Below are 25,253 nucleotides of genomic sequence, written 5' to 3' on the forward strand. Positions count from 1 at the left end.
ACCATCAATGGGCCTCGGCAATCGGATCGAGCGCGCGGGCGTGCTCCACCTCCCAGCCCAGCGGTACCACGTCGCCCAAAGCCAGGGCCGGGTCGAGCTCGGCGATCGGCTGCTTGACGAAGAAATCGGCCTTGCCACAGACCTCCAGGCGTACCCGCACGTGGTCACCTAGGTAGATGAACTCGGCGACACGACCGGAGAAGCGGTTGACGCAGTTCTCGCTGTGGCCGTTCAAGCGTACCCGCTCGGGGCGGATCGACAGGGTCACCGGGTCACCGGCCTGGCCGACATTCACCGCCAGCGCATCGACCCGCTCGCCACGGGCCAGTTGCACCTGGCAACGATTACCGTCACTGGCCAGCAGGGTGCCGTTGATGCGGTTGTTCTCACCGATGAAGTTGGCGACGAAGGTGTTGCAAGGCTCTTCGTAAAGGGTGCGCGGGTCGGCGATCTGCTGGATCTCGCCCTGATGGAACACCGCCACCCGGTCGGACATGGTCAGCGCTTCGCCCTGGTCGTGGGTCACGTAGACCACGGTCACGCCCAGGCGCTGGTGGATGTGCTTGATCTCCATCTGCATGTGTTCACGCAGCTGTTTGTCGAGGGCGCCAAGCGGCTCGTCCATCAGCACCAGTTGCGGCTCGAACACCAGGGCGCGTGCCAGCGCCACGCGCTGCTGCTGGCCACCGGAAAGCTGGCCGGGATAGCGTTTGGCGAAGGCATCAAGCTGAACCATGCCGAGCACGCGCTTGACCCGCTCGCTGACGTCTGTCTTGCTGAGGTTGCGCACGGTCAGCGGGAAGGCCAGGTTCTCGGCCACGGTCATGTGCGGGAACAGTGCGTAGTTCTGGAACACCATGCCGATATCGCGCTTGTGCGGCGGCACATTGTTGATCGAGCGCCCGGCCAGCTGGATCTCACCGGCGGTGGGGGTCTCGAAACCTGCCAGCATCATCAGGCTGGTTGTCTTGCCCGAACCGGAAGGGCCGAGCAGGGTCAGGAACTCGCCCTTGCGGATGTCCAGGTTGAGGTCCTTGACGATCAGCGATTCGCCGTCGTAGCTCTTCTGCACACCTCGGAAGCTGACCAGCGTCTCGTTCGAATTCGCCTCGCTCATGCCCTGCACCTTCTTGTTGGAATGACTGCGTAGGCAAAAGCGTAGAAGACGCGTAAAGCCCCGGAAATCGGGGGCGCTGAGAGAATGCCATCATCCGGATGGAAGACTTGTTGTAGGGATCGCCCTACAAGGATGGCGTTTTCAGGTAACTCGAGCTTTGCAGAAGCGGCTTTAGCCGCTCCTGCGGTGAGATCGCGTAAAAGCCATTGTCGTAACCAGAACACTCACACTAACTTGTGCTCCATGGCGTATTTCACCAGCTCCGCCAGCGAGTTGACCTTGAGCTTCTGCATCAGCCGCGCCTTGTGGGTGCTGATGGTCTTGCTCGACAGCGCCAGTTGCAGGGCGATGTCGTTGACGTTGGCGCCTTGGGCCAGGCGCTCGAACACCGAGAACTCACGCTCGGACAGCAGGGTGTGCAGCGGCCGGGTTTCGGTCAGGCCCACCTCGAATACCATGCGGTCGGCCAGGGCCGGGTCGATGTAGCGCCCTCCCCCCGCCACTCGACGGATGGCCGTGAGCAACAGCGCCGGATCGCTGTCCTTGGTCGCATAGCCCGCCGCTCCGGCCTTGAGCGCCCGCGCCGCCATCTGCGCCTCGTCATGCATCGACAGCATCAGGATCGCCGGCGGGTTGTTCAGCGCGCGGATCCGCGGGATCGCTTCCAGGCCATTCACCCCAGGCATGGAGATATCCAGCAGCACCACCTCGCAGGGCGTGTGGCGCAGGGTCTCCAGCAACTGCTCGCCATTGCCCGCCTCGCCCGCCACCTGCATGTCCTTGGCCAGGCCGATCAATTGCTTGATGCCTTCCCGGACGATGGTGTGGTCTTCCGCCACCAGCACTCGAATCACGATTGTTTCTCCTGCTTCAAAGGAATCGCCACGCTCAGGCTGGTGCCCTCGCCCGGCTCGCTGTCCAGGCTCATGCTGCCACCGTGCATCAGCACCCGCTCACGCACACCCACCAGGCCGAACGAAGTCGGCCGCGCCGCCTCCATGGCAAACCCCACGCCGTCGTCGATCACGGTCATGCGCAACTGCCCGGCCTCGTGAACCAGCTCGATCTGCACCGTGTGCGCCTGGGCATGGCGCATGACGTTGGTCAGCGCCTCCTGCAAGATACGGAACAGGCCGATGGCCTTGGCATCGCTCAAGGGTGGCAGATTGTCCGGTACCTGCACCAGGCAGGGGATCTGCGTGCGAGCCTCGAAACGCCGCGCCTGCCACTCGATGGCCGAGGCGATGCCGGCGTCGAGGATAGGCGGGCGCAGGGCCGTAGCCACGTCGCGTACCAGCTGGAACAGCTGGGCGATCAGGCGCTTCATGCTGGCCAGGCGCTCGTTGAGGGCGGGATCCAGTTCGGCGAAGGCAAGCTCGCACATCGACACCTCAAGCTTGAGCACCGTGAGCATCTGCCCCAGTTCGTCGTGGACTTCGCGGGCAATCCGCGCCTTCTCCTCTTCGCGCACGCTTTCCAGGTGCGCCGACAACTCGCGCAATTGCTCCTGGGACCCGGCCAGCGCCAGCTCGGCCTGCTTGCCCTGGGTGATGTCCCAGACCACGCCATCCCACACCATGCGCCCATCGGCCAGGCGGCGAGTGGTCGCCTTGATGTCGGCCCAGCGCTGCTCGCCCTGGCGGGTGAGGATACGCCCCTGCCAGGACCAGTCCCGGTCGCTGGCCAAGGCCAGGTCCTGGACCCGATGGTAGTCGGCGCGATCCTCCGGGTGGACCAGGTTGCGCAGCCCCATCTGCGGGTGCTGGATCGCCGCCGGGGTGTAGCCGACCAGCGCCTCGCTGCCTTCGCTGATGTAGGGAAATTCCGGGTCGCCTTCGGCCGGATCGCGCTCCAGGCGGAACACCAGCCCCGGCACGTTGCCAGCGATCCCCTTGAGCCGCGCCTCGCTTTCGCGCAACGCGGCCAGGTCGCGCCGGCGCTCGGTGACGTCGGCGAGGAACACCACCAGGTACTCGGCATCGCGAAAACGCAGGAACGACAGCGACAACTCGACCGGGAACAGGCTGCCATCGGCGCGCCGACACTGGCTTTCGAACTGCTGTTCGCCGCCATCTCCGGTACGGGCACGCTTCCACAGTTCCAGCCAGCGATCCATCTTCAGGTTCGGCTCGATAACGACCAGTGGCAGCTCCAGCAACGCCCCCTCGGCAAAGCCCAGCATGCGCTCGGCGGCATGGTTGGCGTAGCGCACATGGCTGTCCCAGTTGACCCAGAGGATGCCCACCGTGCTCTGGTCGATGGAAAACTGACTCAGACGCAAAGCCTCCTCACGCACCTGGCGCTCGACCAGGCTCTCCCGGGCCGCCAGCAACCCACGCTCCAGGCCGCGCTGCTGACGACGCTGCCAAGCCAGGGTGGCCAAGGCGCACAGCAGCAGCAGGCCGAACAGCAAGGCCAGGTTCTGCCAGAACCCGGCGGATTCGGAGAACCGTGGATACCTGGGCTGCAACCAGCGCTGGTGCATCTGCTCCAGAGTCTTGGCCGGCAGGACCTGCAAGGCACGCTCAAGAATATCGGCCAGCATTGGCCAATCGCGCCGTGAGCCGACCCGCAGCAGTTGCGGCAGACCGATATCACCCACCACCGCGAGGTCGGCGAACTCGCCTTCGCGCGACAGCCGGCTGAGCTGCGCCTCGTCCAGCACGGCGAAGCTGGCCTGCCCGCCCAACACCAACTGCAGGGCCTCGCGCTCGTCGGGTACACCCTGCAGGTTCAGATTGCCGTAGTTGCCGCGCAGGTAATCCGCCAAGGTACCGGGCATGCGTACCGCCACGCGGTCATTGGCGTTCAGTTTTTCCAGTTCCACGGCTACCGCGCCGCTGCGCATCCCCACCACCAGCTGCGGCACACGCATGTAAGGGTCACTGAACAGCCACAGCCGCAGGCTGGTCGGCGTTTGCATAAGGCCTGGGGCGAAATCGATCTCGCCCGCCTGCAAGGCATGCTCAAGGGCGGCCTGATCGGCAAAGCCGCGCCAGGTCAAATCCAGGCCCAACGCCTGGGACAGGGCGCCGACCAGTTCGACGTTGGCCCCGTAGAATTGCTGCAGGCGGCGGTCGAACTGGGCATAGGGCGCCTGCAGTACCAGGCCGACGCGCAAGCCGCGGTGTTCGTCCAACCATTGCTGCTGGGCTGGATCCAGTACCACTGCGGGCGGCGCCGGCGGCTTGGCCAGGGCGATCAAGGGTAGACACAACCAGCCGATAACCCACAGGCAACGCACTCGCTTCATCTCTACGCTCGTCTTGGCAATGACGGCCACCTGGCGTGGCCGTCGCGGGCAAATACCATTAGGCTGCCAGTATGATTCTGGCCTTGGATTGATCGATGTTCACACTTTATCGCACGACGCTGGCAATGTTCTGCCTGGCTTCGGCCCTGCCGTTCGCGGCTCAGGCCGACGACGCCGAGAAACCCGAAGCGCCCGTCGAGGCGGCCGCCTCCGCCCCCGCTCCGCGCCCACCGCTGCTCGAGCGTAGCCAGGACGATGCACTGGCCCTCGAGCGCCAGGTACCCAAGGCAGAACAACAGACCTTGCAGGCCAATGGTGAAAACTTCCTGGCGCTGTGGAAGCCGGCCAACGACAGCGACCCGCAAGGCGCGGTGATCATTGTCCCTGGCGCGGGCGAAAGCGCCGACTGGCCGACCACCGTTGGCCCGCTGCGCCGTGGTTTCCCCGATGTCGGCTGGGGCACCTTGAGCCTGAGCATGCCCGACCTGCTGGCCGAGCGCCCGCAGGCGCGGGTCGAGGCCAAGCCTGCAGTCGAACCGAAAAAAGAGGACGGCGAGTCGGCTCCGGCCAAGGACACGCCTGCCGATGCCAACGCCAACGTCGCCCAGGCAACCGCGCCGGAAGCGGATACCGCCGAGAGCACCGACGCGGTCGAAGCCGACGAACACACCAGCGAGGAGGACGCCGAGCGTATCTTCGCCCGCCTCGACGCCGCCGTGGCCTATGCCCAGCAGCAGAAGGCGCGCAGCATCGTGCTGCTGGGCAGCGGCAGTGGCGCATACTGGGCCGCGCGCTATCTCAGCGAGAAGCAGCCGCCTCAAGTGCAGAAACTGGTGATGGTCGCCGCGCAGACACCGGCGCGGGTCGAGCATGACCTGCTGAGCCTGACGCCGACCCTCAAGGTGCCGACCGCCGACCTCTACTACGCCACCCGCACAGCCGATCGGCTCGCGGCCCAGCAGCGCCTGCAAGCTAGCAAGCGGCAGAAGAGCAGCCTGTACCGACAGCTTTCGCTGATGGCCGTGCCTGGCAACAAATCGGCGGAGCAGGAACAACTGTTGCGTCGGGTACGCGGCTGGCTGACGCCGAAGGCAGAGTAAGAGTGACCGCGCCTGCCTACTCCGGCAGGCGCGACCTTGCCCACAATGGCGTTACAAGCCCCGCCGCTTGCGGATCATGGCATAGGCCTGATGCAGCTCGCGGGTAAGCTCGGTCGCCTCGCGCACCTTCGCTTCGCTGGCGCCACTGCCCACCAGCTTGTCCGGATGATGCCGGCTGAGCAATCGCCGATAGGCCTGCTTGACCCGGTCGGCCTCGGTGTCCGGCTCCACCCCCAGCAACCTCAGCGCCGCCGCATAGGTCATGACGCCACCTTCTATCGACGACCGGCGAGGCTCATACTCCAGCGACAAGGCCTGCACCTGGTTGCGACTGAGCCCCAGTTGCTGGCCCCAGCCCAGCAACAGGTCGCGTTCCTGCCGCCCGGCCTTGCCGTCGGCCCAGACCATGCGCCAGCAGGCGCGCAAGGTACCTTCGGCGCCGTGGGGCTGCACCCTGATACGGCGCAGGTAGTGCCCCAGGCGCTCCTTGCCCGACTTCCCGCGGTTGAACGCGGCAATCGCTCGCATCCGAGCAGGTTCCGCCAGGTCCAGACGGGACATCTCCTGTCGCGCCTGCTGGATGTGACCCTCGACAACCCTGCCATCACTCTTGGCCAAGCGGCCGAGCAACACAAACAACAACTCTTCGTCACGCAGCGCCGGGCGCCCGCCCAGGCGCTCGCGCACGTCTTCCCAACCCTGCAGCCGCAGGCGCCGATCCATGGCCTGGCCCAGCAGCGCCCCCAGCAACGCGCCGGGGATGCTGGCCACGGCGAAACCGGCACCGGCACCAATCACTGTGCTCGGCCACCACATATCAGGCACGCTCCCCGATCAGGCGCTCGACATCGGCCAGACGCTCGAGGGTGCCGACATCGATCCAGTGGCCACGGTAGTGCTCACCACTCACTCGACCGTCGGCCATGGCCTTGCGCAACAACGGGGCCAGTTTGAATGCGCCGGGCTGGCAACCTGCGAACAGCGCCGGGTCCAGTACAGAGATACCACTGAAAGTCAGCGTTCCCGGGGCGTCATCGCCATCGCTCACCTGCCCGTCCGCCAGGCGGAAGTCGCCCCGGCCGTGGTGGCCGGGGTTGTCCACCAGCACCAGATGCGCCAGGCCGTGCAACGGCGCATTCAGGCCGGCGAAGTCGTAGTCGGTCCAGACATCGCCATTGACCAGGATGAACGGCGCATCACCCAGCAACGGCAGCGCCTTGAAGATCCCGCCACCGGTCTCCAGCGGTTCGCCCTCCGGCGAATAGCTGATCACCAGGCCGAAGCGGCTGCCATCGCCCAGGTGATCCTCGATCTGCTGGCCAAGCCAGGCGTGGTTGATGACCACCTCGCCAATACCGGCACGGGCCAGCGCCTCGAGGTGATACTCGATCAACGGCTTGCCGGCGGCTCGCACCAGCGGCTTGGGCGTGTGCAGGGTCAGCGGGCGCATGCGCTCGCCCTTGCCTGCCGCCAGGATCATCGCCTTCATGAACGCGCCCCGGCCTGGAGTTCGGCAATCAGCTGGCCCAGCTCGGCCAGCTCAGGCCGGCGGCTGATCACCTCATCTATATAGGCAAAGAAACGCGGCACGTCGGCCAGGTAGCGTGGCTTGCCGTCGCGGTGGCAGATGCGCGCGAAGATACCGATCACCTTGAGGTGGCGCTGCACCCCCATCAGGTCGCTGGCACGCTGGAAGGCTTCGAAGTCTGCCTGTACCGGAATCCCGGCGGCCTGCGCCTTGCGCCAGTAATCACGCAACCAGCCCTCGATGCGGGCCTGGGGCCAGCTGAGGAAAGCGTCCTTGAACAGGCAGGTGATGTCGTAGGTGACCGGGCCATAGACCGCATCCTGGAAATCCAGCACGCCTGGATTTTGCGCACTGTGCATCAGGTTGCGCGGCATGTAGTCGCGGTGCACCAGTACCTTGGGCTGGGCCAGGGCACTGTCGATCAGCAGCTGGCTGACCCGCTGCCAAATGGCCTGTTGCGCGTCGCTGAAGCTCAGGCCAAGCGCGCGGCCCACGTACCACTCGGGGAACAGCTCGACCTCACGGCGCAGCAGGGCGACATCGTAGCTGGGCAGTGCCGCGTCCATCGGCAAGCGCTGGAACGCCAGCAGCGCATCGATGGCGTCGGCGAACAGGGCATCGGCATTGCCCTGATCAATGATGTCCAGGTATGTCTGGCGGCCGAGATCCCCCAGCAGCAGGAAACCGCGCTCCAAGTCCTGGGCATGGATGACCGGCACGTTCACGCCGGCCGTGGCCAGCAAATGGTCGATGTCGACGAACGGGCGGCAGTTCTCCTGGGGCGGCGGCGCATCCATGATCACGAAGCTGTGCCCGGCGCCCTCCCAGCGGAAGTAGCGGCGGAAACTCGCATCGCTGCTGGCGGCGGTCAGGCTGCCGGCGGGCACTTCGCCCCAGGCATTGGTACGGAAGAGGTTCTCCAGTTGCCCGGCAAGCCAGGCGGTCAGTTGTTGCAGGCGTACATCGTGATCGGGCATTACAAGGGTTCTCCGACGGCCCTAGCCGTCAAGCGGGTCATGCTTTATTATCCAGCATCTTTTTCAGACCATCGAGAGGCGTGCGGCCCCCACACGCGGGCAGATGGCACGCAGGAAGCCCGGACTAATAAGATGGCATTGAAATCCCCCGCGTTTCGTAGAAAGTTTCCGTTGCTCGTGACTGGCGGTTTGCTGGCCCTGCAACCCCTGGCCACGTCGTACGTGGTAGCGGCCGAGCAGTTCGACTGCCAAGTGTCCGCTTCCGGTGGCTGGGACTGCAAGCCCAAGACCGCTGCCAACTTGCCTCCGCGCCCGGTACACCCGGGCGCTGCCGCGGCCAGCACGGGTGCCGAGGCATCCGGCGAAGTCGCCGCGACCGAGGCCGACAAGCCGATGCTGGTCACCGAGGCCAAGGGCCGCGGCCTGAAGTCGCGCAGCGAAGACTACAGCCATCTGGACTGGGTCCCGCGCGAGAAGCTCACTGCCGCGCAGCTGGCCGAGACCGGCCCGTACTGCGGCGGCGCCTACATCGAGCCGACCCGCCCGGGCATGAACGACTCCACGCCCAAGGACGAGTCGCCGACCTACATCAACGCCAAGGTCTCCAAGTACCAGCAGGAGCAGCAGATCGCCACCCTCGCCGGTGACGTGGTCATGCGCCAGGGCAGCATGCAGGCCGAAGCCGACGAAGCCAACCTGTACCAGGCCGAAAACCGCGGCGAGCTCAAGGGCAACGTCAAGATCCGCGACAACGGCTCGCTGGTGGTCGGCGACGAAGCGCAGATCCAGCTCGATACCGGCGAGGCCCGGGTCGACAACGCCGAATACGTGATGCACAAGTCGCACATCCGCGGCAACGCGCTGTACGCCAAGCGTGCGGAAAACGCCATCATCCGCCTCAAGGACGGTACCTATACCACCTGTGAGCCGGGCAGCAACGCGTGGCAACTCAAGGGCAACAACATCACCCTGAACCCGGCCACCGGCTTCGGCACCGCGACCAACGTGACGCTGCGGGTCAAGGATTTCCCGGTGTTCTACACACCGTACATCTACTTCCCGATCGACGACCGTCGCCAGTCCGGCTTCCTGCCGCCGTCGTTCAGCTCCAGCAGCGACACCGGCTTCATGCTGGTCACGCCGTATTACTTCAACCTGGCACCGAACTACGATGCCACGTTGTACCCGCGCTACATGACCAAGCGCGGCATGTTGATGGAAGGCGAGTTCCGCTACCTGACCAAGTCCAGCGAAGGGCAGTTCGGTGGCGCGTTCCTGAACGATCAGGACGATGACCGCAAGAAGCAGACGGACTACAAGAAAGACCGCTGGATGGTCAACTGGCAGCACAAGGGCGGCCTCGACGAGCGCCTGATGACCGAGGTGGACTACACCGACATCAGTGACCCGTTCTATTTCCAGGACTTGGAATCTGACCAGATCGGCATCAAGACCCAAGACATCGTCAACCAGCAGGGCGCGCTGACCTACCGGGGTGACAGTTATACCGCACGTCTGAACGTGCATGCCTACGAGATGGCGACCATTTCGCAGACCACTCCATACGACCGACTGCCGCAGATCACTTTCAACGGCATGCTGCCCTACCATCCGGGTGGCTTCGACCTGACCTACGACAGCGAAGCGGTACGCTTCGATCGTGACTTGAAGGACGACTTCGTTCTTGACAAGGACGGCAAACCCGACGCGTCTGCCGGTCGTGCAGGTCGTCGCCTGGACGAGAACATCTTCGGTGTTGCTCGCTCCAATGGCACTCGCCTGAATCTTGCACCGGCGATCAGCCTGCCCATGCAGGCAAGCTATGGTTTCATCACCCCGAAACTGAAATACGTCTACACCCATTACGATCTGGATCTGGACAGCAAGGGCAAACAGGACCTGATCGACAATCCAGGCCGGACTGAACTCTACGGCGACTTCAAGAGCAACCAGAATCGCGACATTCCGGTCTTCAGTGTCGACAGTGGCCTGTATTTCGATCGCAACACCCAGCTGTTCGGTACCAACTACCGCCAGACCCTGGAACCACGCCTGTTCTACCTTTATGTGCCGTACAAAGACCAGACCGATATCCCGCTCTTCGACACCGGCGAGAACACGTTCAACTACTCTTCGCTTTTCCGCGACAACCGTTTCGTTGGCACCGACCGTATTGGCGACGAGAACAAGCTGTCGCTGGGCGTAACCAACCGCTGGATCGAAGACAACGGCTTCCAACGCCAGCGCTTCAGCATCGGCCAGGCGTTCTACTTCAAGGATCGCAAGGTCCAACTGCCAGGGATCGACTACCGTACCCGAGTGGACAGCAAGTCGGATGTGTCGCCGTACGCGCTTGAATACGAATACGCTTTCAACCGCGACTGGCGCTTCAATTCGGCCTACAACTGGGACCCGGACACCCACAGCCCTCGCTCAGGCAGCGCGATGTTCCACTACCAGCCCGAGGACAACCCGAACAAGGTCGTCAATCTCGGCTATCGCTACCGCAACGACCTGATCACCTACGACTCGCAGACCGGTAACTGGAAGGTCGGCGGTGGTGACTACGGTACGCCGGGCACGCCGGGTTACATCAAGGACTACTACAAGATCCAGCAGCACGACTTCTCGGTCATCTGGCCGATCGTGCCGCAATGGAGCGTCATTGCCCGCTGGCAGCATGACTACAACCGTAACCGCACACTGGAAGCGATGGGCGGCTTCGAGTACGACAACTGCTGCTGGAAACTGCGCCTGATCAGTCGCTACTGGATGGACTACGACGACTTCAGCCAGGCCCTACCTGAAAACGAAAAGGGCGACCACGGCATCTTCCTGCAGATCGTGCTCAAAGGGCTCGGTGGTGTAGTCGGCAACAAGGTCGAATCGTTCCTGGACCAAGGCATTCAAGGTTACCGTACCCGTGAAGAGCAAGCTTATTGATCGTCTGCGCCCGCTGATGCTGGGCGCCGCATTGTTGAGTGGCGCGGTGCATGCCGCGGTACAACCCATCGACCGCATCGTGGCCACCGTCGACAACGACGTGGTCATGCAGAGCCAACTGGACCAGCGCGTTCGCGAAGTGCAGCAGACCATCGCCAAACGTGGCGGCGGCGTGCCGCCCACCAGCGCACTGGAACAGCAAGTGCTGGAACGCCTGATCGTCGAGAACCTGCAACTGCAGATCGGCGAGCGCTCAGGCATCCGCATCACCGACGAAGAACTGAACCAGGCCGTCGGTACCATTGCCCAGCGCAATGGCATGTCGCTGGAACAGTTCCGTGCAGCCCTGGCCCATGATGGCCTGTCGTACGATGACGCCCGCGATCAGATCAAGCGCGAGATGATCATCAGCCGTGTGCGCCAGCGCCGCGTGGCCGAGCGCATTCAGGTGTCCGAGCAAGAAGTGAAGAACTTCCTCAACTCGGACCTGGGCAAGATGCAATTGTCAGAAGAATACCGCCTGGCCAACATTCTCATCCCGACCCCGGAAGGTGCCAACTCGGAGGCAATCCAGGCTGCAGCGCGTCAGGTAGGTGATGTCTACCAGCAACTCCGTCAAGGCGCGGACTTCGGCCAGATGGCCATCGCCCGCTCGCGCAGTGAAAATGCCCTGGAAGGCGGCGAAATGGGCTGGCGCCAGGCAGGCCAACTGCCTCCAGACTTCGCCAAGATGCTCAGCGGCATGGCGGTCGGCGATATCACCCAGCCAATCCGCATCCCCACCGGTTTCATCATCCTCAAGCTGGAAGAGAAGCGCGGCGGGAGCCAAAGCGTGCTGCGCGACGAAGTGCATGTTCGCCACATCCTGATCAAACCGAGCGAAATCCGCAGCGAAGCCGCCACCGAGCAACTGGCCGAGCGCCTGTACGACCGCATCCAGAACGGTGAAAACTTCGCCGATTTGGCGAAGAGCTTCTCGGAAGACCCGGGCTCGGCACTCAACGGCGGCGATCTCAACTGGGTCGACCCGAACAGCCTGGTACCTGAGTTCCGCGAGCAGATGGCCAATGCCGAGCAAGGCGTGGTGACCAAGCCGTTCAAGACCCAGTACGGCTGGCATGTGCTGGAAGTGCTTGGCCGCCGCGCCACCGACAGCACCGAACAGGCTCGCGAGCAGCAGGCCATGAACGTCCTGCGCAACCGCAAGTATGACGAAGAGCTGCAGAACTGGCTGCGCCAGATCCGCGACGAAGCCTACGTTGAAATCAAGCTGCCTGGCGCCGACCAGGCCGCCCAGTGAAACCCCTGCGCTTCGCCGTCACCCCCGGCGAGCCTGCCGGCATCGGTCCCGACCTGTGCCTGCTGCTCGCCACCGAGGTACAGCCCTACCCCCTGATCGCCATCACCAGCCGTGACCTGCTCGCCGAGCGGGCCACGCAGCTGGGCCTGGACGTCAAGCTGATCACGGTTGTGCCGACCGCCTGGCCGGAGCAACCGGCTGCCGCCGGCAGCCTGTATATCTGGGATACCCCCCTGGCCCGCCCGGTGACAGCCGGGCAGCTGGACAAGGCCAACGCCGCATTCGTCCTGGAAACCCTGACCCGTGCCGGGCAAGGCTGCCTGGACGGGCACTTCGCCGGGATGATCACCGCGCCGGTGCACAAGGGCGTGATCAACGAAAGCGGTATCGCCTTTTCCGGGCATACCGAGTTCCTCGCCGACCTCACCCACACCACGCAAGTGGTGATGATGCTGGCCACCCACGGGCTGCGTGTGGCACTGGTGACCACCCACCTGCCACTGCGGGACATTGCCGAGGCCATTACTGGCGAGCGCCTGGAGCGCGTCACCCGCATCCTGCATGCGGACATGCGCGACAAGTTCGGCATCGCCAACCCACGCATCCTGGTCTGCGGGCTCAACCCGCATGCCGGAGAAGGCGGCCACCTGGGCCGCGAAGAAATCGACATCATCGAGCCGGCGCTGCAACGCCTGCGTGCCGAAGGCATGGACCTGCGCGGCCCACTGCCGGCCGATACCCTGTTTACCCCCAAATATCTGGAGCACTGCGACGCGGTGCTGGCGATGTACCACGACCAAGGCCTGCCCGTGCTCAAGTACAAGGGCTTCGGCGCCGCGGTCAACGTGACGCTGGGCCTGCCGATCATCCGCACATCGGTCGACCACGGCACAGCCCTGGACCTGGCCGGCACCGGCCGGATCGACACCGGCAGCCTGCGCGTCGCCCTGCAAACCGCCTACCAGATGGCCGAGAACCGACCATGACCGAGCAATACCAACACCGGGCGCGCAAGCGCTTCGGCCAGAACTTCCTGCATGACGCCGGAATCATCGACCGTATCCTGCGGGCGATCAACGCCAAGGCCGGCGAACACTTGCTGGAGATCGGCCCGGGCCAGGGCGCCCTGACCGAGGGCCTGCTGGGCAGCGGCGCTCAGCTGGACGTGGTCGAGCTGGACAAAGACCTGGTGCCGATCCTGCAACACAAGTTCGCCGGGCGCGACAACTTCCGCCTGCACCAGGGTGACGCCCTGAAGTTCGACTTCAATCAGCTGGGTGTGCCGGAGCGCAGCCTCAAGGTGGTGGGCAACCTGCCCTACAACATCTCCACGCCACTGATCTTCCATCTCCTGGCCCACGCCAACCTGATCCGCGACATGCATTTCATGCTGCAGAAGGAAGTGGTCGAACGCATGGCTGCGGGCCCTGGCGGCGGCGACTGGGGCCGTCTGTCGATCATGGTGCAGTACCACTGCCGCGTGGAGCACCTGTTCAACGTCGGCCCGGGTGCCTTCAACCCGCCACCAAAGGTGGACTCGGCAATCGTGCGCCTGGTGCCCCACGAAGTGCTGCCCTTCCCGGCCAAGAACCCCAAGCTGCTGGAGCACGTGGTGCGCGAAGCCTTCAACCAGCGCCGTAAGACCCTGCGCAACACGCTCAAGGGCGTGCTCGACAGCCAGGCCATCGAGGCCGCTGGCGTCGACGGCAGCTTGCGCCCCGAGCAGCTCGACCTCGCCGCCTTCGTGCGCCTGGCCGACAAGCTGGCCGAATAGCAGGCCTGACCGAGCCTGCGCAGGACAAGCCCGTCCCACCCTGGGGGTGGGCTTGCCCCGCGCTCAGGCATGACTGGCCTCCACCCCCGCCAATGGCCTAGACTGCGTTATTGCGTCAGTTCGCCCAAGGCCCTTGCATGTCCGACCCCCGCTACCAGATCGACGTCAGCGTCGTGACCCGCTATCTCAAAGAACAATCCGACCCCGAAAGCAGCCGCTTCGCCTTCGCCTACACCATCACCGTGCAGAATAACGGCACGCTCAAGGCCAAGCTGATGTCCCGCCACTGGCTGATCACCAACGGTGACGGCGAAGTCGAGGAGGTGCGCGGTGCCGGTGTGATCGGCCAACAGCCGCTGATCGAGCCAGGCCAGAGCCACACCTACAGCAGCGGTGCGGTGATCAGCACCCGCGTCGGCACCATGCAGGGCAGCTATCAGATGTTCGCCGAAGACGGCAAACGCTTCGATGCCCAGATCGCCCCGTTCCGCCTGGCCGTGCCCGGGGCGCTGCACTGATGGCCACCTATGCCGTCGGGGACCTGCAAGGCTGCCTGCAACCACTCAAGTGCCTGCTCGAGCGCGTGCGCTTCGACCCGGCTGTCGATCGCCTGTGGCTGGTGGGCGACCTGGTCAACCGTGGCCCAGAGTCCCTCGAGACGTTGCGTTATCTCTACTCGATCCGCCATGCGCTGGTCTGCGTGCTGGGCAACCATGACCTGCACCTGCTGGCCGCCTGGCACAATGTCGAGCGCCTGAAGAAAAGCGATACCCTGCGCGAAGTCATCGAAGCCCCGGACGCCGACCATCTGTTCGACTGGCTCCGCCAGCAGAAACTGCTGCACTACGACGAAGCCCGCGGCATCGCCATGGCCCATGCCGGCATCCCGCCGCAGTGGACCCTGGGCAAGGCGCTGGAGCTGGCGGCGGAGGTCGAGGAGGTGCTGCGCGACGACAGTCGCCTGAAACTGTATCTGGACGGTATGTACGGCAACGAGCCGAACAAGTGGAGCAAGGATCTGGCCGGCGTCGAACGCCTGCGAGTGATCACCAACTACTTCACCCGCATGCGCTTCTGCACCGCCACCGGCAAGCTCGACCTCAAGAGCAAGGAAGGCGCCGACAGCGCGCCCAAAGGCTATAAACCATGGTTCGCTCACCCGGACCGCCGCTCGCGCCATGTGAAGATCATCTTCGGCCACTGGGCAGCCCTCGAAGGCCGGGTCGACGTCCCCGGTGTGATTGCCCTGGACACCGGCTGTGTCTGGGGGGGCGCGATGACCCTGTACAATGTCGACAGCGGCGAATTCCACCGCTGCGACTGCACCCGCGAAGGCACACCTCGCCCGCCGGCATCTCTCAACGATCAGCCATGAAGGAACCGCACCCATGAGCGAATTCAAGCGTATCTCCCCAGAACAAGCCCTCGCCCTGCGTGCCGAAGGTGCGATCGTTGTCGATATCCGCGACCCACAGGCGTTTGCCGCCGGCCATATCGCCGGCGCCACTCATCTGGATAATCACTCGGTAGCCGACTTCATCCGCAGCGCCGACCTGGACGCGCCTACACTGGTAGTCTGCTACCACGGCAATTCCAGCCAGAGTGCCGCCGCCTACCTGGTCGGCCAGGGCTTCTCCAACGTCTACAGCATCGATGGTGGCTTCGAACTGTGGCGTAACACCTACCCGGGGGAAACCGCCCAGGGCAGCGCCGAATAATTTTTTCATTTTTCCTGCAGCCCGCGCTTGGCGCGGGCTAGGGCCCGACCTGACGAACGGTCGTAGGCGTCTTCTCCGCTCCCCGCCCTTGACCTCTCGTATAACCAACTATCCTTAAGCCCAGGCCATCCAAAAAAGGGGAGAGCCGGTACACCGGCGTGCGGGTCATCGGTAGCGTTACAGGGTGTTCTGGGGGGTATACAGCAACCGACAAAACCGGTTGCATGCCAGCATCGGCTGACTGATCCGGCGTCGTCTCCACGTATCGAGCGAGGTGACGTCATGAGCATTTTTAGCCACTTCCAACAACGTTTCGAGTCCACCCGCCAGGAAGAACTTTCGCTGCAGGAGTACCTTGAGCTGTGCAAAGAGGATCGCAGCGCCTATGCCTCGGCGGCCGAGCGGCTGTTGCTGGCCATCGGTGAACCAGAGCTGATCGACACCTCAAGTAACTCCCGGCTGTCGCGGATCTTCTCCAACAAGGTGATCCGCCGCTATCCGGCCTTTGCCGATTTCCATGGCATGGAAGAGTGCATCGACCAGATCGTCTCCTACTTCCGCCACGCCGCTCAGGGCCTGGAAGAGAAGAAGCAGATCCTCTACCTGCTGGGTCCGGTGGGCGGCGGCAAGTCGTCGCTGGCCGAAAAACTCAAGCAATTGATGGAAAAGGTACCGTTCTACGCCATCAAGGGCTCGCCGGTCTTCGAGTCGCCACTCGGGCTGTTCAACGCCACCGAGGACGGAGCGATCCTCGAGGAAGAATTCGGCATTTCGCGCCGCTATCTGAATACCATCATGTCGCCCTGGGCCACCAAGCGCCTGCAGGAGTTCGGCGGCGACATCAGCAAGTTCCGGGTGGTGAAGCTCTATCCATCGATCCTCAACCAGATCGCCATCGCCAAGACCGAACCAGGTGACGAGAACAACCAGGATATCTCGGCCTTGGTCGGCAAGGTGGATATCCGCAAGCTCGAGGAGTTTCCGCAGAACGACGCCGACGCCTACAGCTACTCGGGCGCGTTGTGCCGGGCCAACCAAGGCCTGATGGAGTTCGTCGAGATGTTCAAGGCGCCGATCAAGGTGCTTCACCCGCTGCTCACCGCTACCCAGGAGGGCAACTACAACAGTACCGAAGGCCTGGGGGCGATCCCCTACACCGGTATCTTGTTGGCCCACTCCAACGAATCGGAATGGCACACCTTCCGCAACAACAAGAATAACGAAGCGTTCATCGACCGTATCTATATCGTCAAGGTGCCGTACTGCCTTCGCGTCAGCGACGAGATCAAGATCTACGACAAGTTGCTGATCAACAGCTCGCTGGCCAAGGCTCATTGCGCGCCCGACACACTGAAGATGCTCGCCCAGTTCACAGTGCTTTCACGCCTCAAGGAGCCGGAGAACTCCAACATCTACTCGAAGATGCGCGTCTACGACGGCGAGAACCTCAAGGACACCGACCCCAAGGCCAAGTCGATCCAGGAGTACCGCGACTCCGCCGGCGTCGACGAGGGCATGAACGGCCTGTCGACCCGCTTCGCCTTCAAGATCCTCTCCAAGGTATTCAACTTCGATCCACATGAGATTGCCGCCAACCCGGTGCACCTGCTGTACGTGCTGGAACAGCAGATCGAGCAGGAGCAGTTCCCTGCCGAAGTACGCGAGCGCTACCTGCGCTACCTCAAGGAGTACCTGGCGCCGCGCTACATCGAGTTCATCGGCAAGGAAATCCAGACCGCTTATCTGGAATCCTACAGCGAGTACGGCCAGAACATCTTCGACCGCTACGTGCTGTATGCCGACTTCTGGATCCAGGACCAGGAGTACCGCGACCCGGAGACTGGCGAAATCCTCAACCGCATCGCGCTCAACGAGGAGCTGGAGAAGATCGAGAAGCCGGCCGGTATCAGCAATCCGAAGGACTTCCGCAACGAGATCGTCAACTTCGTGCTGCGCGCCCGTGCCAACAATAATGGCAAGAACCCCAGCTGGCTCAGCTACGAGAAGCTGCGGGTGGTGATCGAGAAGAAAATGTTCTCCAACACCGAAGACCTGCTGCCGGTCATCAGCTTCAACGCCAAGGCCAGCAAGGAAGACCAGCAGAAGCACAACGATTTCGTCACCCGGATGGTGGAACGTGGCTACACCGACAAACAGGTACGCCTGCTGTCGGAATGGTACCTGCGGGTCAGGAAATCGCAGTAAAAGCCGCACGCACCGGCCGCTTGGCGGTGTGCCCCGGCACACCGCTGACCTGTGTCGGCAGCGATTGCTTTTACTTGCAGCTCGTAGCTTGAAGCTTGCAGCTGTACCCAGCTACCGGAGGGCCCATGAGCTACGTTATCGACCGACGCCTGAACGGCAAGAACAAGAGCACGGTCAACCGCCAGCGCTTCTTGCGGCGTTACCGTGAGCACATCAAGAAAGCCGTCGAAGAGGCCGTGAGCCGCCGCTCCATCATGGACATGGAACACGGCGAGCAGATCAGTATCCCGGGGCGTGACATCGACGAACCGGTGCTGCACCACGGCCGCGGCGGCAAGCAGACCATCGTTCACCCAGGTAACAAGGAGTTCACCGCTGGCGAACACATTGCCCGGCCCCAAGGTGGCGGCGGTGGCGGCGGGCGCGGCAAGGCCGGCAACTCCGGCGAGGGCATGGACGATTTCGTGTTCCAGATCACCCAGGAAGAATTCCTCGAATTCATGTTCGAAGACCTGGAACTGCCCAACCTGGTCAAACGCCACCTTACTGGTGCCGACACCTTCAAGACCGTGCGCGCCGGTATTGCCAACGAGGGCAATCCTTCGCGCATCAACATCGTGCGTACGCTGCGCTCGGCCCACGCCCGCCGTATCGCCCTGACCGGCAGCAGCCGCGCGCTGTTGCGCGAGGCGCAAAAGGAACTGGAACGGCTCAAGGTCGAGGAGCCGGACAACTTCACCGACATCCAGGATACCGAGGCCGAGATCGAGCGCCTCAAGGCGCGCATCAATCGCCTGCCCTTCCTCGACACCTTTGACCTCAAGTACAACCTCCTGGTCAGGCAACCCAACCCCAGCTCCAAGGCAGTGATGTTCTGCCTGATGGATGTCTCAGGCTCCATGACACAGGCTACCAAGGACATCGCCAAGCGCTTTTTCATCCTGCTATACCTGTTCCTCAAGCGTAACTACGACCGCATCGAGGTGGTGTTCATCCGTCACCACACCAGCGCCCGCGAAGTGGACGAGGAAGAGTTCTTCTACTCCCGCGAGACCGGCGGCACCATCGTCTCCAGCGCGCTCAAGCTGATGCAGGAAGTCATGGCCGAGCGCTACCCGGCCAGCGACTGGAACATCTATGCCGCCCAGGCATCGGACGGTGACAACTGGAACGACGATTCGCCGATCTGCCGCGACATCCTCGCCAACCAGATCATGCCGCATGTGCAGTACTACACTTACGTCGAGATCACCCCACGCGAGCACCAAGCGCTGTGGTATGAGTACGAGCGCATCGGCGAAGCATTTCCCGACACCTTCGCCCAGCAGCAGTTGGTATCGGCCGGCGATATCTACCCGGTCTTCCGTGAACTCTTCCAGCGCAGGTTAGCCACATGACCGCCAGAGAGCAGAGACGCCAACCCATTTCCACCGGCTCCGAATGGACGTTCGAGCTGATCCAGACGTACGACCGCGAGATCAGTCGCCTGGCCGCCCGCTACGCCCTGGATACCTACCCCAACCAGATCGAAGTCATCACCGCCGAACAGATGATGGACGCCTACGCCTCGGTGGGCATGCCACTGGGCTATCACCACTGGTCCTACGGCAAACAGTTCCTCAGCACCGAGAAGTCCTATAGTCGGGGCCAGATGGGCCTGGCGTACGAGATCGTTATCAATTCCGATCCGTGCATCGCCTACCTGATGGAAGAAAACACCATGTGCATGCAGGCACTGGTGATCGCCCACGCCTGCTATGGCCACAACAGTTTCTTCAAGGGCAACTACCTGTTTCGCACCTGGACCGACGCCAGTTCGATCATCGACTACCTGGTGTTCGCCAAGCAGTACATTGCCCAGTGCGAGGAGCGTCATGGCATCGACGCCGTCGAGGACCTGATCGACTCCTGTCATGCGCTGATGAACTATGGCGTGGATCGCTACAAACGCCCCTACCCCATCTCCGCCGAAGAAGAACGGCGCCGGCAGAAGGAGCGTGAAGAGCACCTGCAACGACAGATCAATGACCTCTGGCGGACCATTCCCAAAGGCGTGGAAAAAGGCGGCGACAGGGACGATGCGCGATTCCCCGCCGAGCCCCAGGAGAACATTCTCTACTTCATCGAGAAGCACGCCCCGCTGCTCGAACCCTGGCAGCGCGAGGTGGTGCGCATCGTGCGCAAGATCGCCCAGTACTTCTATCCACAACGCCAGACCCAAGTGATGAACGAAGGTTGGGCGACCTTCTGGCACTACACGCTGATGAACGACCTCTATGACGAGGGCCTGATCACCGAGGGCTTCATGATGGAGTTCCTCCAGTCTCATACCAGCGTGGTGTTCCAGCCTGGCTTCGACAGCCCCTACTACAGCGGCATCAACCCGTACGCCCTTGGCTTTGCGATGTACACCGACATCCGTCGCATGTGCGAGGCCCCCACCGAGGAAGATCGCCGCTGGTTCCCGGATATCGCCGGCAGTGACTGGCTTTCGACCATCAAGTTCGCCATGAGCAGCTTCAAGGACGAAAGCTTCATCCTGCAGTACCTGTCGCCCAAGGTGATGCGCGACCTCAAGCTGTTCAGCATCCTCGACGATGACCAGCGTGACGACCTGCTGGTCCCGGCGATCCATGACGAAGCCGGCTACCGCACCATCCGCGAGCAACTGGCCGCCCAGTACAACCTGGGCAACCGTGAACCCAACGTGCAGATCTGGAGCATTGATCGCCGCGGCGACCGCTCGCTCACCCTGCGCCACCAGCAGCACAACCGCAAACCCCTGGGTGATTCCACCGAAGAGGTGCTCAAGCACCTGCACCGCCTGTGGGGCTTCGATATCCACCTGGAGACCGTTCAGGGCGACCAGGTGATGAAGACCCACCACATGCCGCCACGGGGCGAGCACAGCGAGGCCGGCGACTACGGGCGCATGGACCTGGCCGTGGTGCACCACCTCTAGCGGCAGCCCACCTCCATTGCCGTCGACAAGGTATCCTGTCGCCAGTAATGGAGGTTCCACATGCAGATCTACAAGGTTGGCGGCGCCGTGCGCGACCGTCTGCTCGGCCGTCCGGTCAGCGACGTCGACTGGCTGGTGGTCGGCGCCACGGTCGAACAAATGCAGGCCGAGGGCTTTCGTCCGGTCGGTGCCGATTTTCCGGTATTCCTTCACCCCAGGACGGGCGAGGAATATGCCCTGGCCCGTACCGAACGCAAGAGCGGGCGCGGGTATGGTGGTTTCACCTTCCACGCGAGCCCCGAAGTCACCCTCGAGGAGGATCTGGTTCGTCGCGACCTGACCATCAATGCAATGGCCGAGGACGAGCACGGCAACCTGCACGATCCCTACCATGGCAAGGCAGATCTCGAGCAGCGCCTCCTGCGCCATGTTTCCCCGGCATTCGCCGAAGATCCCCTGCGGGTGCTGCGCGTTGCCCGCTTTGCCGCGCGCTACGCGCCCCTGGGCTTTCGTGTAGCCGATGAGACCTTGCAGTTGATGCGCCAGATCGCCGAATCAGGCGAACTGCAGGCGTTGACCGCCGAGCGCAGCTGGAAGGAGATCGAGCGCGCATTGATGGAAAGCGAGCCGCAGGTGTTCATTGAGGTGCTACGCAGCTGCGGCGGGCTGAGCGAGCTGATGCCCGAGCTTGAGGGCGCCAGTACACTGGCCGCGCTGCACCAGGCGGCAAGGCACCAGCAGCCGCTGGCGGTGCGCTGGGCGTGCCTGCTACGCGGGCTGCAGCCTGCCGCGCTCAAAGCGCTGAACCAGCGCTTCAAGGCCCCGCGTGAGTGCCAGGAACTGGCGATGCTGGTGGGGGAGTTTGCCGAGCGAGCGGACCAGGCTCCGCAGCTGGAACCTGCAAGCCTGCTGGAGATGCTGCAGAAGTTTGATGTGTACCGACGGCCGAAGCGCTTCGAGGACTTCATCGCCGCCTGCGAGATGGCGGCGCTGGGTTCAGAGTATCCACAAGGCGAGTATTTGCGCGGGGCCGCTGAAGCTGCACGCGCCGTGGATGTCAAGCCGTTGCTTGAAGCCGGGCTTGCCGGCCAGGGCCTGGGTGAAGCGCTCAAAGGTGAGCGACTGAAGGCGCTCGAAGCCTACAAGGCTGCTTGATCTGCCCGGCCTCTTCGCAGGTAGAACCGCGAAGAGGCCGGGGCAGGCTAAGCGGGGGTCAACTGCAACCCGCGCCATTCGAACGGTACCGGCGCCAGTACCTGCTCGATGCGCGCCTCCCGCCACAACTGCCCCATGGACCTGCCCTCGCCCGGGTGCACCAACTCCGGGGCCAGCAAGGACAGCGGCCAGAGCACGAAGGCGTTCTTCAGGATCTCCGCGCGCGGCAGCACCAGGCCATCGAAGGTCCCGCACAGGTCATCGAACATCAGTACGTCGATATCCAGTGGCAGCCCCTTGCGGTCCGGCGCGTAGCGGCCATTGTCGGCCTCGATGAACTTGAGCCGGCGATCGAGTTCCAGCAGCGGCAGTTCGGTGCGCCCGCGCACCACCAGGTTGTAGAACGGGCCACTCTTGATCCCCACGGCCTGGCTCTCGAACACCGCGGAACACTGCATGTCTTTGAGGATGCCGGCGAGGGCATCGAGCCCGGCGCACAAGTGCCGCTCACGCTCGATGTTGCTGCCCAGCCCAAGGTATACCGTGCTCAGAGACATCCGCGCTCGATCTCCACGCCAACACCACCACGGGCCGCCGGTACCGCGCCCGGCTTGGTGAGTTTCAGGCGCACCCAGGGAATGTTGAATTCCGCCATCAACACCGCGACCAAGCGCTCGGCGAAGGTCTCGACCAGCTCGAAACGGGCCTGTTCGGCGAACGCCTGGATACGTGCCGAGACACTGGCATAGTCCAGTGCCAGCGACAGGTCGTCACCGGCCGCCGCCGGACGGTTGTCCCAGGCGAAGCTCAGGTCCAGGCGCAGGCACTGGCGAATATCCCGCTCCCAGTCATAGGCGCCGATCACGGTATCGACTTCCAGGCCTTCGATGAACACTCTGTCCAAGCACTTCTCTCCACAGCACGACAAGGGCGACAGGCGCCGTTAGAATCAGGGCGTCCTCGCCCGGAATAGTTAGCATGTTTTGGTCACTGGCGCTGCTTGCCTACCTGCTCGGCTCTCTGTCCTTCGCCATTGTCCTGAGCCGCCTCAGTGGCAGCCCCGACCCGCGCTCCAGCGGTTCCGGCAATGCCGGCGCCACCAACATGCTACGCCTGGCGGGCCGCAAACTGGCGATCCTGACGCTGCTCGGCGACCTGTGCAAGGGCATGTTGCCTGTGCTGCTTGCTCGCCTGGCCGGACTCGACCAGCAAGAGCAGGCCTGGGTGGGCATCTGCGCAGTGCTCGGTCACCTGTTCCCAGTGTACTTCCGCTTCAAAGGCGGCAAAGGGGTGGCCACCGCCGCCGGCATGCTGATGGCGCTGTACTTTCCAGCGGCCCTGCTGGCCATTGGCGCCTGGCTGCTGACCTTCTACCTGACCCGCACCAGTTCGCTCGCGGCGTTGATCGCCACACCGCTGACGCTGCCCTTGCTGGCCTGGCGCGAGCCTGAAGCACTGCTGCCGATGACCGTGCTGACGGTGCTGATCGTCTGGCGCCACCGCCGCAACCTGCGTGACCTGTTCGCCGGGCGCGAACGCCACTTCTGATGCATTCGCACAAGCCCGGCTCACTTCATACTGCCGGCAACTGCTCCATCGGCCAGCGCGCCTGCACGCTGATCGCCAGGTCCTGCTGCTGCCCGGCCAACAGACGCTGGCAACCGGCATAGGCGATCATCGCACCGTTGTCGGTGCAGAAACGTGGGCGGGCGTAGTAGACGTTGCCCTTGATGCTGGTCAGCATCTCTTCCAACGAAACACGCAAGGCCTTGTTGGCGCTCACGCCGCCGGCGATGACCAGGCGCTTGAGGCCGGTCTGCTTGAGGGCGCGCTTGCACTTGATGGTCAGAGTTTCCACCACCGCCTGCTGGAACGCCAGCGACACGTCGCAACGGGTTTGCTCGTTGTCGTCCCCGGCATCGCGGCATTGCTGCCAGGTATTCAGGGCAAAGGTCTTGAGGCCGCTGAAGCTGAACTGCAGCCCGGGGCGGTCGCACATCGGCCGCGGGAACACGAAGCGCCCGAGCGTGCCTTGTTCGGCCAGACGGGCGATCTCGGGGCCACCCGGATAATTGAGGCCGATCAGCTTGGCGGTCTTGTCGAACGCCTCGCCGGCGGCGTCGTCGAGGCTCTCGCCCAGCAGTTCGTACTGGCCGATGCCATCGACCCGCACCAGCTGAGTATGGCCACCTGAAACCAACAAGGCGACGAACGGGAACTGCGGCGGCTGCTCTTCGAGCATCGGCGCCAGCAGATGGCCCTCCATATGATGCACACCGATCGCCGGAATATCCCAGGCGAACGCCAGTGCCTGGGCGCAAGAGGCGCCCACCAGCAGCGCGCCAACCAGGCCTGGGCCTGCGGTATAGGCGATGGCGTCGATCTCGGTGGCGACGCAGTCGGCCTCCTGCAGCACCTGGCGTATCAGGGGCAGCATGCGCTTGACGTGATCGCGCGAGGCGAGCTCGGGCACCACGCCGCCATAGACGCGGTGCAGGTCGATCTGGCTGAACAGCGCGTCGGCCAGCAGGCCGCGTTCACTGTCGTATAATGCGACGCCAGTTTCGTCGCAGGATGTTTCCAATCCCAGTACTAGCATGGGTCCGTGCCTTGTGGAGGCTGAATTCGAAGGCGCGCATGATAGTCCCCGTGCCCGGTGCCGACCAGCGGTTTTCGATCAGAGGCTTTGCATTCCGGCCAGCTAAGGGTTAACATCCGCAACCCTTGAAAACCGACGTTCTCCAGCACACCTTATGTTTTGCCAGGAGCACGTCTACCCCGGTAATGAATTAAGGTAGCCCTGGATGCCAGCCGTCAAAGTTAAAGAGAACGAACCCTTCGACGTAGCTCTGCGTCGTTTCAAGCGCTCCTGCGAAAAAGCCGGTGTACTGGCTGAAGTTCGTAGCCGCGAGTTTTACGAGAAGCCGACCGCCGAGCGTAAGCGCAAAGCCGCTGCCGCTGTTAAGCGTCACGCGAAGAAAGTTCAGCGCGAACAGCGCCGCGCCGTTCGTCTGTACTAAGTACAGCCGTTCTACGCAAAGCTTCTGCCATGCCCGGCCTCGTGCCGGGCTTATGGTAGCGGTTGCTTGAAACCCTTGGCCATGCGCCTGGGGTGCCCCGGCAAAAGCCATGGGCAACCTGCCTCAACGCGTCAGAACTGGTCTTTGGCCAGGCGTGCACGTCTTTTCTGACGAGCCTTCACCGGCTACCGACGAGCACAC

23 protein-coding genes are annotated in these 25,253 nt (G+C 63.4%); 14 read left to right on the forward strand and 9 right to left on the reverse strand.

The annotated features are described in order from the left end of the window. Positions 1-4: 4 nt before the first annotated feature. The 3 genes from BMY03_RS14600 to BMY03_RS14610 all read right to left on the reverse strand — a co-directional run bounded on the left by BMY03_RS14600 (position 5) and on the right by BMY03_RS14610 (position 4,370). The gene (locus tag BMY03_RS14600; RefSeq protein WP_094011461.1) at positions 5-1,117 is read right to left on the reverse strand and encodes an ABC transporter ATP-binding protein; all 1,113 of its coding nucleotides are present in this window, start codon (positions 1,115-1,117) and stop codon (positions 5-7) included. Positions 1,118-1,341: 224 nt separating this feature from the next. Next, entirely contained in the window at positions 1,342-1,974 is a 633-nt protein-coding gene (locus BMY03_RS14605) for a response regulator (RefSeq protein WP_172670942.1), read from the reverse strand. Then, positions 1,968-4,370 (reverse strand): PAS domain-containing sensor histidine kinase, encoded by a 2,403-nt coding sequence (locus BMY03_RS14610; RefSeq protein ID WP_094011462.1) that lies wholly within the window; start codon positions 4,368-4,370, stop codon positions 1,968-1,970. The genes BMY03_RS14605 and BMY03_RS14610 overlap by 7 nt, the downstream gene beginning before the upstream one ends. 95 nt (positions 4,371-4,465) lie before the next feature. On the opposite strand from BMY03_RS14610, the gene BMY03_RS14615 reads away from it, so the two are divergent. Next, the gene (locus BMY03_RS14615) at positions 4,466-5,470 is read left to right on the forward strand and encodes an alpha/beta hydrolase family protein (protein WP_094011463.1); all 1,005 of its coding nucleotides are present in this window, start codon (positions 4,466-4,468) and stop codon (positions 5,468-5,470) included. 51 nt (positions 5,471-5,521) lie between these two features. Here the strand turns inward: BMY03_RS14615 and BMY03_RS14620 are convergent, their stop codons facing one another. From BMY03_RS14620 to BMY03_RS14630, 3 genes are read right to left on the reverse strand one after another with little or no spacing between them, the layout of a single operon-like run. Then, positions 5,522-6,286, reverse strand: coding sequence for a TerB family tellurite resistance protein (locus BMY03_RS14620; RefSeq protein ID WP_038707236.1), 765 nt, complete (start codon positions 6,284-6,286; stop codon positions 5,522-5,524). Position 6,287: 1 nt separating this feature from the next. Then, complete coding sequence (gene murU, locus BMY03_RS14625) at positions 6,288-6,959, reverse strand: N-acetylmuramate alpha-1-phosphate uridylyltransferase MurU (protein WP_023632128.1); 672 nt, start codon at positions 6,957-6,959, stop codon at positions 6,288-6,290. Continuing rightward, a complete protein-coding gene (locus BMY03_RS14630; RefSeq protein ID WP_094011464.1) occupies positions 6,956-7,975 on the reverse strand; it encodes an aminoglycoside phosphotransferase family protein in 1,020 nt (339 codons plus the stop codon). The genes murU and BMY03_RS14630 overlap by 4 nt, the downstream gene beginning before the upstream one ends. A 132-nt stretch (positions 7,976-8,107) precedes the next feature. On the opposite strand from BMY03_RS14630, the gene BMY03_RS14635 reads away from it, so the two are divergent. From BMY03_RS14635 to BMY03_RS14685, 11 genes are all read left to right on the forward strand, one after another. Next, a complete protein-coding gene (locus tag BMY03_RS14635; protein ID WP_094011465.1) occupies positions 8,108-10,918 on the forward strand; it encodes an LPS-assembly protein LptD in 2,811 nt (936 codons plus the stop codon). Then, positions 10,899-12,218 carry a peptidylprolyl isomerase gene (locus BMY03_RS14640; protein WP_094011466.1) on the forward strand — a complete coding sequence of 440 codons (1,320 nt, stop codon included), beginning with the start codon at positions 10,899-10,901 and terminating at the stop codon, positions 12,216-12,218. Before BMY03_RS14635 ends, BMY03_RS14640 begins: the two co-directional genes overlap by 20 nt. Then, the gene (gene pdxA / locus BMY03_RS14645) at positions 12,215-13,204 is read left to right on the forward strand and encodes a 4-hydroxythreonine-4-phosphate dehydrogenase PdxA (protein ID WP_094011467.1); all 990 of its coding nucleotides are present in this window, start codon (positions 12,215-12,217) and stop codon (positions 13,202-13,204) included. The genes BMY03_RS14640 and pdxA overlap by 4 nt, the downstream gene beginning before the upstream one ends. Beyond that, positions 13,201-13,992 (forward strand): 16S rRNA (adenine(1518)-N(6)/adenine(1519)-N(6))-dimethyltransferase RsmA, encoded by a 792-nt coding sequence (gene rsmA, locus BMY03_RS14650; RefSeq protein ID WP_094011468.1) that lies wholly within the window; start codon positions 13,201-13,203, stop codon positions 13,990-13,992. Before pdxA ends, rsmA begins: the two co-directional genes overlap by 4 nt. Before the next feature lie 137 nt (positions 13,993-14,129). Then, positions 14,130-14,510 carry a Co2+/Mg2+ efflux protein ApaG gene (apaG, locus tag BMY03_RS14655; protein WP_023629263.1) on the forward strand — a complete coding sequence of 127 codons (381 nt, stop codon included), beginning with the start codon at positions 14,130-14,132 and terminating at the stop codon, positions 14,508-14,510. Further along, positions 14,510-15,367: a symmetrical bis(5'-nucleosyl)-tetraphosphatase gene (locus BMY03_RS14660; RefSeq protein ID WP_094011469.1), complete on the forward strand. Its 858-nt coding sequence runs from the start codon at positions 14,510-14,512 to the stop codon at positions 15,365-15,367. The genes apaG and BMY03_RS14660 overlap by 1 nt, the downstream gene beginning before the upstream one ends. 13 nt (positions 15,368-15,380) lie before the next feature. Then, positions 15,381-15,710, forward strand: coding sequence for a thiosulfate sulfurtransferase GlpE (gene glpE / locus BMY03_RS14665; RefSeq protein ID WP_094011470.1), 330 nt, complete (start codon positions 15,381-15,383; stop codon positions 15,708-15,710). A gap of 282 nt (positions 15,711-15,992) precedes the next feature. Then, positions 15,993-17,915: a PrkA family serine protein kinase gene (locus tag BMY03_RS14670; protein ID WP_023629260.1), complete on the forward strand. Its 1,923-nt coding sequence runs from the start codon at positions 15,993-15,995 to the stop codon at positions 17,913-17,915. 125 nt (positions 17,916-18,040) lie between these two features. Continuing rightward, on the forward strand, positions 18,041-19,312 hold the full coding sequence (locus tag BMY03_RS14675) for a YeaH/YhbH family protein (protein WP_023629259.1): 1,272 nt from the start codon (positions 18,041-18,043) through the stop codon (positions 19,310-19,312). Beyond that, positions 19,309-20,877 carry a SpoVR family protein gene (locus BMY03_RS14680; RefSeq protein ID WP_023629258.1) on the forward strand — a complete coding sequence of 523 codons (1,569 nt, stop codon included), beginning with the start codon at positions 19,309-19,311 and terminating at the stop codon, positions 20,875-20,877. Before BMY03_RS14675 ends, BMY03_RS14680 begins: the two co-directional genes overlap by 4 nt. 60 nt (positions 20,878-20,937) lie before the next feature. Next, a complete protein-coding gene (locus BMY03_RS14685) occupies positions 20,938-22,032 on the forward strand; it encodes a tRNA nucleotidyltransferase/poly(A) polymerase-related protein (RefSeq protein ID WP_094011471.1) in 1,095 nt (364 codons plus the stop codon). 47 nt (positions 22,033-22,079) lie between these two features. Here BMY03_RS14685 and folK read toward each other — a convergent pair whose 3' ends face one another. Next, a complete protein-coding gene (gene folK, locus BMY03_RS14690) occupies positions 22,080-22,589 on the reverse strand; it encodes a 2-amino-4-hydroxy-6-hydroxymethyldihydropteridine diphosphokinase (RefSeq protein WP_023629256.1) in 510 nt (169 codons plus the stop codon). Next, a complete protein-coding gene (gene folB / locus BMY03_RS14695; RefSeq protein WP_046857386.1) occupies positions 22,580-22,936 on the reverse strand; it encodes a dihydroneopterin aldolase in 357 nt (118 codons plus the stop codon). Before folB ends, folK begins: the two co-directional genes overlap by 10 nt. Positions 22,937-23,010: 74 nt before the next feature. On the opposite strand from folB, the gene plsY reads away from it, so the two are divergent. Then, positions 23,011-23,580, forward strand: a complete 570-nt coding sequence (gene plsY, locus BMY03_RS14700) for a glycerol-3-phosphate 1-O-acyltransferase PlsY (RefSeq protein WP_046857387.1) — start codon at positions 23,011-23,013, stop codon at positions 23,578-23,580. A 25-nt stretch (positions 23,581-23,605) separates the two neighbouring features. On the opposite strand, the gene tsaD is transcribed toward plsY, so the two are convergent. Beyond that, a complete protein-coding gene (gene tsaD, locus BMY03_RS14705) occupies positions 23,606-24,631 on the reverse strand; it encodes a tRNA (adenosine(37)-N6)-threonylcarbamoyltransferase complex transferase subunit TsaD (protein ID WP_094011472.1) in 1,026 nt (341 codons plus the stop codon). Between the two features lie 205 nt (positions 24,632-24,836). Here tsaD and rpsU point away from each other — a divergent pair, with 205 nt between their 5' ends. Continuing rightward, entirely contained in the window at positions 24,837-25,052 is a 216-nt protein-coding gene (gene rpsU, locus BMY03_RS14710; RefSeq protein ID WP_003255575.1) for a 30S ribosomal protein S21, read from the forward strand. Positions 25,053-25,253 lie beyond the last annotated feature (201 nt).

Origin of the sequence: Pseudomonas soli (genome assembly GCF_900110655.1) — a bacterium.
Classification (GTDB): Bacteria; Pseudomonadota; Gammaproteobacteria; order Pseudomonadales; family Pseudomonadaceae; genus Aquipseudomonas; species Aquipseudomonas soli.

What these genes read in the sequence shown, in the direction of transcription:
- BMY03_RS14600 (WP_094011461.1), bottom strand. Translation starts at nt 1,117, where the DNA reads ATGAGCGAGGCGAATTCGAACGAGACGCTGGTCAGCTTCCGAGGTGTG.
- BMY03_RS14610 (WP_094011462.1), bottom strand. Translation starts at nt 4,370, where the DNA reads ATGAAGCGAGTGCGTTGCCTGTGGGTTATCGGCTGGTTGTGTCTACCC.
- BMY03_RS14615 (WP_094011463.1), top strand. Translation starts at nt 4,466, where the DNA reads ATGTTCACACTTTATCGCACGACGCTGGCAATGTTCTGCCTGGCTTCG.
- BMY03_RS14620 (WP_038707236.1), bottom strand. Translation starts at nt 6,286, where the DNA reads ATGTGGTGGCCGAGCACAGTGATTGGTGCCGGTGCCGGTTTCGCCGTG.
- murU (WP_023632128.1), bottom strand. Translation starts at nt 6,959, where the DNA reads ATGAAGGCGATGATCCTGGCGGCAGGCAAGGGCGAGCGCATGCGCCCG.
- BMY03_RS14630 (WP_094011464.1), bottom strand. Translation starts at nt 7,975, where the DNA reads ATGCCCGATCACGATGTACGCCTGCAACAACTGACCGCCTGGCTTGCC.
- BMY03_RS14635 (WP_094011465.1), top strand. Translation starts at nt 8,108, where the DNA reads ATGGCATTGAAATCCCCCGCGTTTCGTAGAAAGTTTCCGTTGCTCGTG.
- rsmA (WP_094011468.1), top strand. Translation starts at nt 13,201, where the DNA reads ATGACCGAGCAATACCAACACCGGGCGCGCAAGCGCTTCGGCCAGAAC.
- apaG (WP_023629263.1), top strand. Translation starts at nt 14,130, where the DNA reads ATGTCCGACCCCCGCTACCAGATCGACGTCAGCGTCGTGACCCGCTAT.
- BMY03_RS14660 (WP_094011469.1), top strand. Translation starts at nt 14,510, where the DNA reads ATGGCCACCTATGCCGTCGGGGACCTGCAAGGCTGCCTGCAACCACTC.
- glpE (WP_094011470.1), top strand. Translation starts at nt 15,381, where the DNA reads ATGAGCGAATTCAAGCGTATCTCCCCAGAACAAGCCCTCGCCCTGCGT.
- BMY03_RS14670 (WP_023629260.1), top strand. Translation starts at nt 15,993, where the DNA reads ATGAGCATTTTTAGCCACTTCCAACAACGTTTCGAGTCCACCCGCCAG.
- BMY03_RS14675 (WP_023629259.1), top strand. Translation starts at nt 18,041, where the DNA reads ATGAGCTACGTTATCGACCGACGCCTGAACGGCAAGAACAAGAGCACG.
- BMY03_RS14680 (WP_023629258.1), top strand. Translation starts at nt 19,309, where the DNA reads ATGACCGCCAGAGAGCAGAGACGCCAACCCATTTCCACCGGCTCCGAA.
- BMY03_RS14685 (WP_094011471.1), top strand. Translation starts at nt 20,938, where the DNA reads ATGCAGATCTACAAGGTTGGCGGCGCCGTGCGCGACCGTCTGCTCGGC.
- folK (WP_023629256.1), bottom strand. Translation starts at nt 22,589, where the DNA reads ATGTCTCTGAGCACGGTATACCTTGGGCTGGGCAGCAACATCGAGCGT.
- plsY (WP_046857387.1), top strand. Translation starts at nt 23,011, where the DNA reads ATGTTTTGGTCACTGGCGCTGCTTGCCTACCTGCTCGGCTCTCTGTCC.
- tsaD (WP_094011472.1), bottom strand. Translation starts at nt 24,631, where the DNA reads ATGCTAGTACTGGGATTGGAAACATCCTGCGACGAAACTGGCGTCGCA.
- rpsU (WP_003255575.1), top strand. Translation starts at nt 24,837, where the DNA reads ATGCCAGCCGTCAAAGTTAAAGAGAACGAACCCTTCGACGTAGCTCTG.